Source organism: Mycolicibacterium pyrenivorans, from assembly GCF_025821625.1.
Classification (GTDB): domain Bacteria; phylum Actinomycetota; class Actinomycetes; order Mycobacteriales; family Mycobacteriaceae; genus Mycobacterium; species Mycobacterium pyrenivorans.
In genome coordinates, this window is record NZ_JACKSH010000054.1 from 11,723 (window position 1) to 26,293 (window position 14,571).

The window sequence follows — 14,571 nt, forward strand, 5'->3', positions numbered from 1 at the left end:
AGGACCGTGTCACAGGTCCCGCCCTGGGGCTGACCGGGAAATCTTCCGTTACGGGCCGCCCGGTCCCGTCGTGCGCGATCATGAAGAGATATTGACGGCGCGAAAGATAACGGGGGATGGCCAGCCACGTCACTGAAGCAACCGGTCGCTGTGGGTCGTGCGGTAACGACCTACGCGTCCATGCCCGCTTCTGCGACAACTGCGGCCGCCCTGTTTCGCCGCGGCCGGCCGCCGGCGAACGCAAGCAGGTCACGATGCTGTTCGCCGACGTCGTGGGCTCGATGAAACTCGCGGCCACACTGGATGCCGAGCGGCTTCAAGAAGTCATGCACGACTTGTTCAACCGCGCGGGCGCAGTGGTGCAGCACTACGGCGGCATGGTGGACAAGTTCACCGGGGATGGCCTGATGGCATTGTTCGGTGCTCCTCTGGCACTGGAGGATCATCCGCTGCGGGCGTGTATCGCCGCACTGGAGATTCAATCGGTGGCCGAGGAACTCGCCGCTGAGGTGCTTCACGCCGACGGCGTGGCCCTGCATCTGCGCATCGGCCTGAACTCCGGTGAAGTCATTGCCGGCCAGATCGGTTCGGGTCCGGGTCGCTACACGGCGGTCGGTCATCCCGTCGGGATGGCTCAACGAATGGAAGCTGCGGCACCACCAGATGGTGTTCTCTGTTCGCTGTCCACCGCGCGTCTTGTCGGCGAGTCCGCCCGCCTCGGGCCGGTCCGGCAGGTTGCCGTCAAAGGCAGCGACGTGCCCGAGCCCGCAAGACAACTCTTGGCTGTGGAGTCCGAACGCATGGTGTTGGGTCGCAACGAGGGACTGATGCTCGGCCGGGATGCCGAGCTGAGTCGATTGCACACTCTGTTCGACGGCGGACACGGATGTCTTGTCGGGATCATCGGTGCCCCTGGTCTGGGCAAGAGCCGATTGATCAGTGAGTTCGGTGCCATGGCCGCAAGCGAGGGCGCGGACGTCGCCGTCGCCCGCTGCGAAGCCCACACCTCTACCGTGGCGTTTCGTGCCTTGTCACGGTTGCTGCGTGCCCTTTTCACCGTCGACGGACTCGACGACGCCGAGGCCCGTGCAGTCACGGCGGCGGCCTGCCGGCCCTTCGCCCTCGGTGCTGCGGACGCGCAGATCCTGTTCGACGCCATGGGAATCGCCGACCCGACCGCGCCGCCACTGAAGGTCAGCGTTGATGGTCGGCGCCGCCGCCTGGTTCAGGTGATGACACAGGCCATTCGAGCACGTCCGACCAGAGTCGTGGTCGTACTCGAGGATGCCCACTGGATCGACGAACCCAGCGACGCGGTTCTGGCCGATTTCGCCACGACTCTCGGCCTCACGACGTCGATGCTCCTGACGACCTACCGCCCTGAGTTTCAGGGCGCGCTCCATCAGCATTCGGACCACACGATCACGTTGCAGCCGCTCGCCGATCCGGCGGCGCGGGAGTTGGTGGGTCAGGTTCTCGGTAGCGATCCGTCGCTGACCGGACTGTCAGAGCGCGTCGCATCCTCGGCGGCCGGCTACCCGTACTTCATCGAGGAGATCGTCCGCGATCTGGCCGGACGTGGTGTGCTCTCGGGAAGCCGGGGCAGTTACCGCCTGGTCGGTCACCTTGACGAAATCGCGGTTCCGGCAACGGTACAAGCGGTCCTCGCGGCTCGGATCGACCGCTTGCCGGCCGAGGCGAAAGCCATCCTCAACGCCGCCGCGGTCGTCGGGACGCGCTTCGACTTGGACACTTTGCGTGCTCTCCGACCCGAGATGGTGTCATCGCATCTGGCCGAGCTGGTGTCGGCGGAGTTGATCGATCAGACTGAATTCGTTCCGCGACAGCGCTATTGCTTTCACCACCCGCTGGTGCGTGCGGTGGCCTACGACTCACAGCTGACCGCCACACGCAGGCAGGCTCACCGTAGATTGGCTGCCGCCATCGAAGCACGCGGACGTGGTGTCGCCGACGAGAATGCGGCACTGATCGCGACCCACCTCGAGGCGGCCGGTGACAACGCCGCGGCGTATCGATGGCGGATGCGGGCGGCGGAATGGCTCAGGCCTCGAGATCTCCTTGCCGCGCGGGCGGAATGGGAGAACGCACAACGCATCGCCGACCGGCTACCCGATGGCCACGACGTCGTGGCCATGCGCATCGCGCCCCGCACCATGCTGATGTCAACACTGCTCTATGTGGGTGACGACGTCGACACATACGAGCAATACCTCGAGTTTCGTCGTATGAGCTTGCAACTCGGTGATCTGAGATCCTTCGCGATCGGGACCGCTGGACGCATTTTTTCGTTCATCGTCAACAACAGCCAGGTTCCGCAAGCAGCCGCGTTGGCAGCGGACGTCGAGGGCATTGTCGATGACATCGGGCCTGACTCGCAGACGAAGGGCATCGTCCTGAACTCGCTGGCCTTCGCCCGCTTCGCGAATTGCGAGTTCGACGCCGCGCTGAGGATCATCGACGCGATCCTCGCGCTCTCAGACGACGCACCGCTGGTCGAACTCGCACCCGCCCGAGCACTGCGTGGTGTCATCGAGATCTGCCTTGGCGACCCAGCCCGGGGCTGGCGGCACCTACGCGAGGGAACCGACCAAGCACGCGAGCTACACCCTGTCAACTACGCGATGATCCTGCATTTTTCGGTTATCGTTGCGGCGCTGGGCATGTGCCGGGCAGAAGATCTCGTCGAGGATGTGCGGGAGGCGCTGCGACGCGCTGAATCGTTCGGCGACATGAGTGGCATCATCTCGGCACAGTGGGCGTACGGCACCGTCCTTCTGCGCACGCAGAACGCCTCGCACGACGTAGCGATTCGTCTCCTGGAACATGCGCGGGCCAGCGCGCGCAAGCATCGGCTGATCACCCTTTCATTGGCGACCATTGCCGCCGATCTCGCGGTCGACGCCGCACGGAAGGGGCGGCGCGACGAAGCAATCGAGGACCTTCGCGCCTCCTTCAAGCTCCACATGGGAAGCGGCATGCGAATTTACGCCGTGTGCCCCGGGGAAGCCCTGATGGAGATTCTCCTTGCCCGGGGAACCGCCAACGACATCTCGGAGGCTCGTCAGATCATCGAGCAATGGAACGATCACCGCCCTGGCGTTCCCGCGTTGGACTTGTGGTGGCTGAAGTCGCGTGCGTTGATGGCGAAGGCCGAGCGCAATTGGTCTGCCTACGCGGAGCTGGCCAGGCAATACCTCGAGGAGTGCGAAAAGCTCGGCGCCCGAGGACGACTCGCACAGGCTCATCGCCTCGTGAACGAGGCGACCGCTGGAATCGGGGTGGTCTGAGAAGTGGCGACGATCCTGGCCTACACCTCACCCGCACTGGGACACATGCTGCCCATCAGCTCCCTGCTGCTGGAGTTGCGGCGCCGCGGACACCGAGTTCGTCTGCGCACGCTCTCCAGCTGTGTGGAGCTCGGACAGAGCCTCGGCTTCGACACCGACGCGATCAACCCGCGCATCGAGGAGATCGCCCTCGACGACTGGACGACGACCGATCCACGCCGCGCCCTGAAACTGGGCGTGACGGCGTTCGCCCGCCGCGCCGAACACGAAGTCGCCGACCTTGCTGACGCGATCGCAGCCTTTCGCCCGGACGCGCTGCTGATCGATGTCAACTGCTGGGGCGCGCTGTCGGCGGCCGAGGCCGGTGACATCCCTTGGGCGTGTTTCGCGCCGTACACCCCACCACTCGAGTCGCCCGGCGTACCGCCGTTCGGGCTGGGCCTGCAGCCCTTGCGCGGGGTAGTGGGCCGGGTCCGTGACGCCGTCGCGCGGCTTGTGGTGACGAAGTCGGTCGAGAGGGTGATGCTCCCGCCGGTCAACGCGGTACGCGCCGATGTCGGCCTGGAGTCGGTCGGGTCGGTCGACGAGTATCTGCGCCGAGCGCCGCTGATGCTGGTGGCGACCGGCAAGCCCTTCCAGTACCCGCAGACGGATTGGGGGGAGACGGTTCACATGATCGGGCCGTGCGCACTGGATCCCGGTCCACAAACGGTTCCCGACTGGCTCGCCACGATCGACCGACCGATCGTCCTCGTCACGACGTCGTCGGAGCGGCAGGAAGACACCGCACTCGTCCGGACCGCGATCACCGCGCTGGCCGACGAACCCGTGCACGTGGTCGCCACCCTCCCAGCGGGACACGCCGGAAACATCACCGCGTCCTCCAACGCCACGGTGCGGGGCCGGGCACCTCACGGCGTGATACTCGACCGAGCGGTGTGTGCGGTGACCCACGGCGGGATGGGCGCGACCCAGAAGGCGCTCCTTCATGGTGTCCCGGTGTGCGTCGTGCCGTTCGGCCGCGACCAGTTCGAGGTCGCGCGGCGCGTCGAGGTCGCCCGCTGTGGCACCCGGCTGCCGGCGAAGAAGCTGTCACCGCCGCGCCTGGCGGCCAAGGTCCGTGACGCGATGACGATGGCGGAGGGCGCCGGGCGGGTCGCCGCCGGTTTCGAGGCCACGGGCGGGGTGGCACACGGTGCCGAGCTCTATGAACGCCGGTGCTTGGCCTGAAGGCAGGTGACCCGAGCTGAGAGCGATCTTCGCGGTTACCCGCGCGGCCGGTGCAACCCGTACGGCACGGCGTTGAGCAGCGTCACGGGTAACGACTCGCCACTGGGCACCGCATACCTGCGCTGCTCGCCGGGGCGGGCACCTAGCAGCGCCGCGCCCAGCGGCGAATTCACCGAGTAGACCTCCAGGTCGCCGTACTCGGCGCCGCGCGCGCCGAGCAGGAACGTCTCGGTGTCGCCGGTCTGGTCGAAGCGCACCGTCAGCACCATGCCCGGTTCGGCGACGCCGTCGTCGGGCGGATCCTCGCCGACGACCGCGTTGAACAGCAGGTCGTGGATCTGCTGAATCCGGGTCTGGCGGTTGTGCTGCACGGTCACCGAGTTCTCCGGGCTTTCGTCGACCGCCTCGGTGGCGATCAACGTGCGCAGCGTCGTCAACTCGTCACGGAGCCGGTCGTGCGCCTGCGGAGTGAGCCAAATGCGTTGTGCGGTGGTCAAGTCATCCTCCTGAGAGTGGGTGAAGTGTCGTCGTCAGGGGCGGGCGATGCGCCGCCCCTGACGACTGGATGCGGGTCTGGTTCAGCGCAGCGGGTCAACCGCGCGGAGCGCGGCGGGCTGCTTACCGGTGGTGATCTGCTCGGCCAGCAGGCGGCCGGTGATCGGGCCGTGCGCCAGGCCCCACATGCCGTGTCCGCCTGCGACGTACACACCGTTCGTCACCGCGCCGATGAGCGGGCGGCCGTCGGTGGTGACCGGCCGTGGACCGACCCATTCGTCGGTGCGCTCCTGCCAGCGGAGGCCGTCGAGAAGCGGCGACGTCGACGCCACGATCGCCTCGATACGGGCGGGGACGGCGGGATCGTCCGGACCGCGGAACTCCATCGTGCCCGCGACGCGCAGACCGCCCCGGTAGGGCGTGCACGCCACCCGCACCTCCGGCAGATAGATCGGGGCGGGCACCGGGCGCTCGGTCGGCACGGTGAACGAATAGCCGCGGCCCGCGCGCACCGGGGTACGGACCCAGCGGCCGGCCAGCCTCGACAGCCAGGCGCCGGTGGCGAGGACGACGGCGTCGGCGGACAGCGGCGCGCCGTCGTCGGAATGGACCCGCACGCCGCCAGGCGCGGGGACCACGTCGACGACGTCCATCGTGTGAATGGAGGCGCCGCGGGCCACGACCGCGTGGGCGAGCGCGTGGGTGAAGCGGCCGGGATCGACGAACCGCTGCCCCTCGATGTTGATCGCGGCCCGGATCGCCGACGATGCCAGCGGCACCTGCTCGGTGAGCTTTTCGCTCGTGAGGTGGCTGAAGGACACCGGCTGCCCGGCCTGCTGCAGGCGGCGCAGTTCGTCGAGCAGATGGGCGGCCTGTCGCTCGGAGGTGAACGCCGCCGTGATCGGGCCGTCGGTGGTCGGCACGTCGACGCCGTTGCCGGTCAGCACGTCGAACGCCTCGAGGCATTCCTCGTTGAACGGCACGTTCGCCTGCACCGCTCGATCCCACGACGAGCGACGGCAGTTGGCCGCGAACCGCGCGAGGAAGGCCAGCAGTCGGGCATCGGCGCGCAACGGGATGTGCAGTGGCGCGGCCGGGTCGGCCAGTGACCGCAGCCCATAGGCCAGCACCGACGGCTGGTTGAGCGGGATGGTCAGGGCCGGTGACACCCAGCCGGCGTTGCCCCATGAGGCCCCGGCCGCGACGCCCCGACGGTCGACGACGGTCACCTCGACACCGCGCTCCTGCAGGAACCAGGCCGTCGACAACCCCACGATGCCGGCGCCCACCACGATCACCGAGCGCGGACCGCCGTCGAACCCCTCGACGCCGAGCATCACGTCACCTCCGTCTGGACATACCTTCCCCACCGATGGTGACAAGGTTCGGCGGAATGCCGGTTGCCCAACTCGGACAACTGCGTCACGCCAGTTTGTCGTCTGCCGACAAGGCGCCGCCGTCGTCGCCGTCGGATGCCGCGAGTTCGACCGTCATCGCGAGCCTCTTACTCGCATTGCCGAGGTCCAGGTCGGTCACCTCGGTCATCTTGCGCAGCCGGTAACGGACGGTGTTCTCGTGGACGCCGAGCAGGGCGCCGGCCTGGTGAAGGTCACCCTGCCCGGCGAGCCACGCCCGCAGTGTGTCGACGTAGCGGGTCCCGTGCATGCGGTCGTGGCGGCGCAGGTCGGCCACGGGACCGCGCTGGGGCGTGCGCCCGACGCGGGCGGCGACGCGCAGCCGCTGCAGCAGGATGTCGTCCCAGGATTCGTCATAGGCAGGTGCCGCGGTGATGCCGGCCCGAAGCTCGTGCAGCGCCAGGCACTCGTCGGCCTCGTCGCGCGCTGTCGGTAGATCCAGGACCGTTGCCACGCCGCTGATCCCGGCGTGCACGGTCGTCTGCCCCGGCATCGCGGCACGCAGGTCGTCCACCCAGCGCCGCGCCACCGACGCCGGCTCGCTCGGCAGCACGGTGTACACCGCGGTGTCCAACAGCGTGCTGCGACCCGGCCGCGACCACCCGAAGCCCATCGTCGCGCGCTCGAACGCCAGCAGCAGCGCCGCGTGGCGCTCCTCGCCCACACGGGCCCGCAGCGCGATCACCCGGAGACCGGATGGCGGCAGCGCCAGCTTGCTGGCCACCGTCGGTGCGTCCACGGTGCCGTCGAGCAGCCCGATGACGAGGTCCGACTCCACCTGCCGTTCGAGATCTGCGCTGGCTCGCGAGCGCAGCAGGTGCAGAGCCACCATGCGGGCGCCGTCGGTCAGGGCCCGCAGCTGCTCGCCGCGTAACTCCGCCTCACAGGCCACCCACACGGAGCCCAGCACCTCCCGGCCCGCTCTCGCGGCCACCGCCATGCGTCCGGACAGGCCGTGCTCGGGGGACCCGGCGACGAAGATCGGCGCGTCGGAGTCCGCGAGATGTCGTACGACGCCGCGGGCGGTGAACAACGCGCGCAACGAATCCGGAGCCTGCCTGGCGAGAATGGTCTCGGCACGGGCGGCGTCGGCGTGCTGCTGCAGCCGTGAGTACGCGAGCACCCGCCAGTGGCGGTCCTCGAAGGTCACCGCGCCACCGATGGCGTCGGCGAGGCTGTCGGCCAGCGCGAACAGATCGGTTGGGCCGCGGCCGGATTCGGTCTCACGGCCCTCGAGGACCAGACCGAAGACCACCGCGGCGAGCTCACTCCACGAGACCTCGGGGTCGACGGTCATGATCGCCGGATCGCCGGGGGAGGCGGCGAAGTCAGCGGTCCCGTCATCGCGCACCAGCATCACCGTCGCACGAGCCGATCGCGCCCATGCGACCGCGACCTCGATCGATTCGGCGCCGATTGCCAGCAGGACGTCACCGACGACGTCGCGGTCCTCGTGCATGACCACACTGCGCAGCTCCGTCGAGCGGGGCACCGGGCTCGACCTCAGCTGGACGCCGTAACCGCCGAGCACGTTGATGAGGCGGTCCAACGTGACCATCAGCTCTCCCCATCCCAGTCGGCTCCGACGTATCCGGTGGCGTACCCACTCGGCCAGGCAGGCGCCGCGGCCTCGGTCAGCAACAGCCCTTTGCCGTGCGCTCCGCCAGGTGTGCGTGCTCGGCGTTGTCGACGCCGCCGACGGCGCCGAGGAACTCGTCGAGGTCCACTCGACGCCCGCCCAGCCAGGTGCCGGTCACCCGCACCCGGTCGATCAGCTCGGCCGGGTCCACCGTCCACGGGTCGGCGGTCAGCTCGACGAAGTCGGCGAGCTTGCCCGGTGCGATCGACCCGACCAGATGCTCGCGGTGCAGCGTACGGGCGGCGTCGATGGTCTGTGCCCGCCACGCCTGATCCAGTGAGATCGCCTGATCGGGTCCGTGCACGGTGCCCTTGCGGGTGCGCCTGGTGACCGCGGTGGCGATGTTGACGACCGGCGTCGGCGGGGACACCGAGCCGTCGTTGTGCAGCGACACACACGCTCCCGAGGCGACGGCGTCGGCGAACGCCGCCCAGCGCGCGCCGTGCTCGTGATCGAACATGGCGCCGTCGAGCAGTTCGCCCCAGTAGTAGTACTGGAACGGTGCCAGCGACACGTGCACGCCCAGGCGCGCGGCCCTGTCGAAATGCGCACGGGTGCCTGCGCCGCAGTGCTCGAGACGCCAGCGATGGTCGGTGCCCGCCAGGGAGTTCCGGTTCAGCGCGTCCTCGTAGGCGTCCAGCGCCAGGTCCAGTGCCAGATCGCCGTTGGCGTGGAAGGCCATCTGCCAGCCCTTGGGCGCCGCGTGGTCGAGGATCTCGTCGAGCTGAGCGCGGGTGTAGTTCATCGACTGCGCACCGCCCGCGGTGGCCGGGTCGATTCCGGCGATGCGGGTGGCCTCGGAGTCGAGATACGGAAACGAGATCGCGATGTTGCCCACCCACGGCGATCCGTCGGTCCACAGTTTGACGCCTGCCTTGGTGAGCCACGACTCGCCCGCGGCGAAAGTGGCTGTATCGCAGTAGGTGTCGGTGATCGACATCTCCCACATGCTCACCCGCAGCGGGCACGACGGTGCGGCCGCGAGGGCCTCGTAACCTGCGGCGAACTTCGGGTCGTAGGTCATGTCGGACGTCGACGTGTAGCCGCCGCGGGACATCACCGCGTAGTAGTGCGCGCCCGACAGCAGGGCGTCGCCCATCTGCGCCATCAATGGCCCGGTGACGGCGGTGACCACCGGCAACTCGAACCCCTGGCCGTTCAATGTTCCGTCGGCGTTGCGGCCGTAGTGGGAGGCGACCGGATCGGCCGGCGGGTTGGTGTCCCAGCCGTACCGCTTGATCAGCGCGGAGTTGAAATAGACTCCGTGGCCGGAGTTGTCGGTGATCACCGTGACGCGGTCGCCGAAGATCCCGTCGAGTTCTTCGGCCTTCGGCGCCGGGTGGCCGTGGAGCAGGGCGTCGTAGCCGGCGAACCACAGCGGGGTGCCGGGATCGGTGGTCGCGATCGCGTCACCGAAGATCTTCTGCACGTCGGCCCAGGTGGACGCGTCCCATGGGGCGATGGACCGGGCCGGGGCCTGGGTGGCGACCCCGCTGATCAGCGGATGTCCGTGTGGCTCAACGAAACCCGGCGCGAGCACGGCAACCCCGGTGTCGACCAACTCGGCGTCGGGCAGTGCTGCGAGGCAGTCGTCGACGCTGCCGACGGCGACGATCGTGTCGCCGGAAACCGCCACCGCCTGCGCCCGCGGAACATCTCCGTCCATCGTGATGACGGTGCCGGCGGTGAGAATACGATCAGCCATGCGCCAAGTGTGTCATCCGGGCGGCGCGAAAAACTCCAAAGCGATGCCATCGGGGTCCCGGAAGCTGACACCGGATCCGTAGTGAGCGTCGACGATGCCGCCGTGCGACAGGCCGAGCTCGTCGAGGCGCTCGACCCATGTCTGCAGTTCGGCCCGCGACGCGCACCCGAATGCGACGTGGTCCAGTCCTGCGCGGAACTCCGAGAATTTCTCCCGGGGTGCTTCGGTGCTGTGTTGGTGGATCCCGAACAGCGTGTCGGCGCCGAGTTGCCACACCACGTGGTGGAACCCGGCGTCGGTGTCTTCGTCGAGCGCCGGGTCGGCGCCGAACAGGGCGCGGTACCAAGGGGTGCTGACGGCCAGGTCGGTGACCGTGACCGCAACATGGGTGAGCGCGGGGAATGTCATCGGAAGTCCTTCCTTGACGGTGACACCGGTGATCGGCGTCGCTGGTGCCGACTCTGCTCCTTCGTGGGCGCTCATGAGAGGGTTCCAGCGTGGATGCAGCAGTCAGGTGGGCCCGCGCGGCGGGTATCGCGGCCGGCGTCGTCGCCGACGCGGTGCTCGGCGACCCGAGACGAGGTCATCCCGTCGCCCTGTTCGGCAGCGGTGCAGCGGCTTTGGAACGGCGCAGCTACGCAGACGACCGGCTGGCCGGTTTGGTGCACACCGCCGGACTGCTCGGCGCCGTCGCCGCGGTCGGGGTCCTCGCCGAGCGGCTGGGCAGACGCGGCGTGGTGCGTGAGGGGACATGTGTCGCGGTGGCGACGTTCATCGCGCTGGGTGGGACGTCGCTGTGCCGGACCGGCGAACAGATGGTCGGCCTGCTGCGGGCCGACGACATCGCCGGTGCCCGCGGGCTGCTGCCGTCACTGTGCGGACGTGACCCCGCAGCGCTCGACCGCGCCGGTCTGACCCGCGCGGCACTGGAGTCGATCGCCGAGAACACCTCCGACGCCCAGGTCGGTCCGCTGGTATGGGCGGCGCTCGGCGGCACCCCTGCGGTACTGGTCTACCGCGCGGCCAACACCCTCGACGCGATGATCGGCAACCGCTCGCCGCGCTACGCCCGGTTCGGTTGGGCGGCAGCCCGTTTCGATGACCTCGCGAACCTCGCCGGCGCCCGGCTGACGGGCGTGCTGGTCGCGTTGTGCGCACCCGTCGTCGGCGGGTCACCGGTGGCGGCTACGCGGGCGTGGCGACGTGACGCCGGCAAACACCCCAGCCCGAACGCCGGGGTCGCAGAGGCGTCGTTCGCCGGTGCACTCGGGGTCCGACTCGGCGGACCCACCCAGTACGCCCACGAGTTGGAGATTCGCCCGACGCTCGGTGACGGCCGCGATCCCGAGGTCGGCGACCTCGCGCGTGCGGTGCGCTTGTCGCGTGCCGTTCAGCTGGTTGCCGCGGCGGTGGCCGTCAGCGTCGCCTTCCGTAGCGGTCGGCGAGTTTCTCCTCGGCGGTGAGCGGCGCGGCCTCCTCGCCTGCGGCCTCGCGGGCCTCCGCCTGCGTGGCGGCCGCCGTGGCCACCGCCTTCTCCCGCCGTCGCACCCGCAGTTCGGAGAACACGAAGTAGCCGACGCCGACCGGCGCCAGGATGCCGAACGCGATCCACTGGATGCCGTAGGACAGGAACGGCCCGGAGTCCAGGTGGGGGAGCGGGATGGCGCCGAGACCACCGGGTTGATCGTCGACCAGTTGCAGATAGGAGCCCGCCAGCGGAACCCCGGTCAGGGTGGCGATCTGGCCGGTGTTGATCGAGTAGACCTGCTGGGTGCCGTCCGCCTCGAACGGGTCCCGGTCCCTGGCGACGGCTTCGGGGTCGCGCAGCCGCGCGGTGATGGTGACCGTGCCCGCCGGGGGCGGATCGATGGGCGGTACCTGTGAACCCACCACGGGACGCACGTAGCCGCGGTCGACGAGCACGGTGGGACCGCCGTCCACCGCGAACGGGACCAGCACCTCGAACGCCGGATCCCCGTCGATGAGGCGCAACCTGGCCAGGACCTGGGCATCGGGCAGGTAGCGGCCGGTGGCCGTGACGCGCTGCCACTGCTCGTCGGGCGCAGCCGAGGCCTGATCCGGCAGGACCGAGGTCACCGGGACGGGGTCGGCGTCGAGCGAGCGCGCGATCTGGGCGTTCTCGCGCGTGGTCTCGGTGTTCTTGCCCAGCTGCCACGGTGCCAGCACGGTGAAACACAGGTAGGCGAACGCGATCACCACCACGTACAGCGCCAGCCACTGCGGCCGCAGCAGGAAGGCCCACCGGCGCACCATCAGCTGACCCGCATCCGCTCGCCCAGGTGCTCGTCGACCCAGCTGTGCAGCCCCGGCAGCGCCGCGTCGATCACCGCGAACACGTCCTCGAAGTCGTCCTGGGTGCCGTAGTAGGGGTCCTCGACGTCGAGGGCGTGCGCTCCCGACTTCGGATCGAACGACCGCAGCATCCGCAACCGCTCGGTCGGCACCCCCACGTGCTGCAACATCCGGAGGTGGTTGCGCCCCAGCGCCACCACCAGATCCGCCGACAGGTGGTCGTCGTCCATCTGGGCGGCGCGGTGTTCCGAGGGATAGCCGTGCGCACGCAGCACGTGACCGGCCCGTCGATCGGCGGGCTCACCCTCGTGCCAGCCGCCGGTACCCGCACTCGTGACGCGCACGACGTCGCCCAATCCCCGCTCCCCGAGCTGGTGGGCGAACATCTTCTCCGCTATCGGGCTGCGGCAGATGTTGCCCGAGCAGATGAAGGTGACGTGCAGCGTGTGGCTGCGGGCGACATCAGGCACCGGAGCCGGGCCGCCGGCGACATCAGGCACCGAGCACCTCCCGCAGGTCGGCGACACTGGCGACGTGCACGGGGCCGCGGACGAAACCATTGACGCGGCGGTCGGTGTCGGTGAAGTCGTCGCGTCCGTAACCCCAGCCGACGACGATCGTGTCGATGCCGTGCACGGCGGCGCCCTCGACGTCATGAGAACGGTCTCCGACCATCACGACACGCTCCGGAAGCGGGGCCAGTTGGGCGAGCGCATGGGCCAGCACGTCGGCCTTGGATGCGCGGGTGCCGTCGACGCTGGCCCCGGCGATCACCTCGAAGCAGGTGTCGAGGCCGAAGTGGGCCAGGATCCGCCGCGCGGTCGGCTCCGCCTTGGACGTGGCCACGGCCAGGCGTGCCCCGCAGCTCTGCAGGTCGGCGAGCAATGCGGGGATTCCGGCGAAGAGACGGTTCATCGACCAGCCGCGGCTGGTGTAGTCGGCGCGGTAGGCGGCGATCGCCGCGTCGGCGTGTTCGCCGAGACCCATCTCGCGAAGTGTGACGTGCATCGGCGGGCCGACGATCCGGCTGGCCAGGTCACCGTCCGGAACGGCGGCTCCGACGGTCTGCAGCGCGTGCCGGAAGCTGGCGACGATGCCCTCGGCCGAGTCGGTCAGGGTGCCGTCCAGATCGAAAATCACCAGATCGTCGCGGCCGGCCCGCGCGAAGCCCCGGGTGCTGTCCAGCGTGTTCGTCACGGCTCCATTGTCCCTGAATCGACGGCGGTGTTCCCAATCGGTCACGGCCGGCCCGCACGCGATGGGGGGAACGGCCCGATCCGCGCACTAGTGTCGTGATGTGGCAAGTCGACCCAGGCTGTGGAGAGGGATGCGATGACGGTCCGGCTCGCGGACATCATCGAGGTCCTCGACGCGGCCTACCCCCCTGCGCTCGCGCAGAGTTGGGATTCGGTCGGGCTGGTGTGCGGCGACCCGTCGGAGTCCGTCGAGGCGGTGACGATCGCCGTCGACGCGACCACGTCGGTGGTGGCGCAGGTCCCTGACCGCGGCCTCCTCCTTGCCCACCATCCGCTGCTGCTGCGCGGCGCGGACTCGGTGTCCACCGACACCGCCAAGGGAGCCCTGATCCACTCGTTGATCCGGACCGGTCGAGCACTGTTCACCGCGCATACCAACGCCGACAGCGCAGCCCCCGGAGTGTCCGACGCGTTGGCCGCCGCGCTGGGGCTCGAGGTGACCGACGTGCTCTCGCCGGTGCCGGCGGGTCCCGCCCTGGACAAATGGGCGGTGTTCGTCCCGTCGGAGGACCCCGGGACCGCCGCGGCGGTGCGCAGCGCGATGTTCTCGGCAGGGGCGGGTCAGATCGGCGACTACTCCCAGTGCAGCTGGAGCGTCGCCGGTACCGGACAGTTCCTGCCGCACGAGGGGGCCACCCCGACGATCGGCACCGTGGGCGCGGTGGAGCAGGTCGCCGAGGACAGGGTCGAGATGGTGGCCCCGGCGTCTCGGCGGGCCGCGGTGTTGGCCGGCCTGCGGAGCGCTCATCCGTACGAGGAGCCCGCGTTCGACATCCTCGCGTTGCAGCCGATCCCCGGCGACGTGGGCCTGGGCCGCATCGCGACGCTGCCGAGCCCGGAACCGTTGGCGGCGTTCGTATCCCGAGTCCGCGGTGCGCTTCCGGCCACCTCGTGGGGCGTGCGCGCCAGCGGCGATCCCACGACGCCGGTCTCGCGGGTTGCGCTGTGCGGCGGCGCGGGCGACTCGCTGCTGGCCGAGGTCGCGGCCGCCGGAGTGCAGGCCTACGTCACCGCCGACCTGCGCCACCATCCGGCCGACGAGCACAGCCGGGTCTCGGACGTCGCGCTCGTCGACGTCGCGCACTGGGCCAGCGAGTACCCGTGGTGTCACCAGGCGGCTCGGCTTCTGAACGATCACTTCGGTGCGTCACTGCCGGTCACGGTGTCCGACGTGCGCACCGATCCATGGAATGTCGAGGGAAGCTGAATC

General features: G+C 69.4%; 12 protein-coding genes. 4 read left to right on the forward strand and 8 right to left on the reverse strand.

Annotation, left to right across the window (positions count from 1 at the left end):
- Positions 1–281 precede the first annotated feature (281 nt).
- The gene (locus H7I57_RS34050; protein WP_504928635.1) at positions 282–3,308 is read left to right on the forward strand and encodes an ATP-binding protein; all 3,027 of its coding nucleotides are present in this window, start codon (positions 282–284) and stop codon (positions 3,306–3,308) included.
- Positions 3,309–3,311: 3 nt separating this feature from the next.
- Positions 3,312–4,538 (forward strand): glycosyltransferase, encoded by a 1,227-nt coding sequence (locus H7I57_RS07825; RefSeq protein ID WP_264022824.1) that lies wholly within the window; start codon positions 3,312–3,314, stop codon positions 4,536–4,538.
- A 35-nt stretch (positions 4,539–4,573) separates the two neighbouring features.
- Here H7I57_RS07825 and H7I57_RS07830 read toward each other — a convergent pair whose 3' ends face one another.
- From H7I57_RS07830 to H7I57_RS07850, 5 genes are all read right to left on the reverse strand, one after another.
- The gene (locus H7I57_RS07830; RefSeq protein WP_264022825.1) at positions 4,574–5,035 is read right to left on the reverse strand and encodes a GreA/GreB family elongation factor; all 462 of its coding nucleotides are present in this window, start codon (positions 5,033–5,035) and stop codon (positions 4,574–4,576) included.
- 81 nt (positions 5,036–5,116) lie between these two features.
- Positions 5,117–6,370 (reverse strand): NAD(P)/FAD-dependent oxidoreductase, encoded by a 1,254-nt coding sequence (locus tag H7I57_RS07835; protein ID WP_264022826.1) that lies wholly within the window; start codon positions 6,368–6,370, stop codon positions 5,117–5,119.
- An 85-nt stretch (positions 6,371–6,455) separates the two neighbouring features.
- Complete coding sequence (locus tag H7I57_RS07840) at positions 6,456–8,006, reverse strand: PucR family transcriptional regulator (RefSeq protein ID WP_264022827.1); 1,551 nt, start codon at positions 8,004–8,006, stop codon at positions 6,456–6,458.
- Between the two features lie 76 nt (positions 8,007–8,082).
- Positions 8,083–9,792, reverse strand: a complete 1,710-nt coding sequence (locus tag H7I57_RS07845) for an amidohydrolase (RefSeq protein WP_264022828.1) — start codon at positions 9,790–9,792, stop codon at positions 8,083–8,085.
- Positions 9,793–9,804: 12 nt separating this feature from the next.
- Positions 9,805–10,200 (reverse strand): VOC family protein, encoded by a 396-nt coding sequence (locus tag H7I57_RS07850; RefSeq protein ID WP_264022867.1) that lies wholly within the window; start codon positions 10,198–10,200, stop codon positions 9,805–9,807.
- Positions 10,201–10,289: 89 nt separating this feature from the next.
- Here H7I57_RS07850 and H7I57_RS07855 point away from each other — a divergent pair, with 89 nt between their 5' ends.
- Complete coding sequence (locus H7I57_RS07855; protein WP_264022829.1) at positions 10,290–11,255, forward strand: cobalamin biosynthesis protein; 966 nt, start codon at positions 10,290–10,292, stop codon at positions 11,253–11,255.
- Here the strand turns inward: H7I57_RS07855 and H7I57_RS07860 are convergent.
- Genes H7I57_RS07860 through H7I57_RS07870 form a run of 3 tightly spaced genes read right to left on the reverse strand, consistent with a single transcriptional unit; the run spans position 11,209 to position 13,302 of the window.
- A complete protein-coding gene (locus tag H7I57_RS07860) occupies positions 11,209–12,063 on the reverse strand; it encodes an SURF1 family cytochrome oxidase biogenesis protein (protein WP_264022868.1) in 855 nt (284 codons plus the stop codon). The two genes, H7I57_RS07855 and H7I57_RS07860, sit on opposite strands and share 47 nt — an antisense overlap.
- A 2-nt stretch (positions 12,064–12,065) precedes the next feature.
- Positions 12,066–12,605 carry a low molecular weight protein-tyrosine-phosphatase gene (locus tag H7I57_RS07865; protein ID WP_308204328.1) on the reverse strand — a complete coding sequence of 180 codons (540 nt, stop codon included), beginning with the start codon at positions 12,603–12,605 and terminating at the stop codon, positions 12,066–12,068.
- The gene (locus H7I57_RS07870; protein WP_264022830.1) at positions 12,598–13,302 is read right to left on the reverse strand and encodes an HAD hydrolase-like protein; all 705 of its coding nucleotides are present in this window, start codon (positions 13,300–13,302) and stop codon (positions 12,598–12,600) included. Before H7I57_RS07870 ends, H7I57_RS07865 begins: the two co-directional genes overlap by 8 nt.
- 135 nt (positions 13,303–13,437) lie before the next feature.
- Here H7I57_RS07870 and H7I57_RS07875 point away from each other — a divergent pair, with 135 nt between their 5' ends.
- Positions 13,438–14,568, forward strand: a complete 1,131-nt coding sequence (locus H7I57_RS07875; protein ID WP_264022831.1) for a Nif3-like dinuclear metal center hexameric protein — start codon at positions 13,438–13,440, stop codon at positions 14,566–14,568.
- Positions 14,569–14,571: the final 3 nt, after the last annotated feature.

Coding starts and splice junctions, on each gene's coding strand:
- H7I57_RS07875 (WP_264022831.1), top strand. CDS start 13,438: ATGACGGTCCGGCTCGCGGACATCATCGAGGTCCTCGACGCGGCCTAC.
- H7I57_RS07840 (WP_264022827.1), bottom strand. CDS start 8,006: ATGGTCACGTTGGACCGCCTCATCAACGTGCTCGGCGGTTACGGCGTC.
- H7I57_RS07850 (WP_264022867.1), bottom strand. CDS start 10,200: ATGACATTCCCCGCGCTCACCCATGTTGCGGTCACGGTCACCGACCTG.
- H7I57_RS07835 (WP_264022826.1), bottom strand. CDS start 6,370: ATGCTCGGCGTCGAGGGGTTCGACGGCGGTCCGCGCTCGGTGATCGTG.
- H7I57_RS07845 (WP_264022828.1), bottom strand. CDS start 9,792: ATGGCTGATCGTATTCTCACCGCCGGCACCGTCATCACGATGGACGGA.
- H7I57_RS34050 (WP_504928635.1), top strand. CDS start 282: ATGAAACTCGCGGCCACACTGGATGCCGAGCGGCTTCAAGAAGTCATG.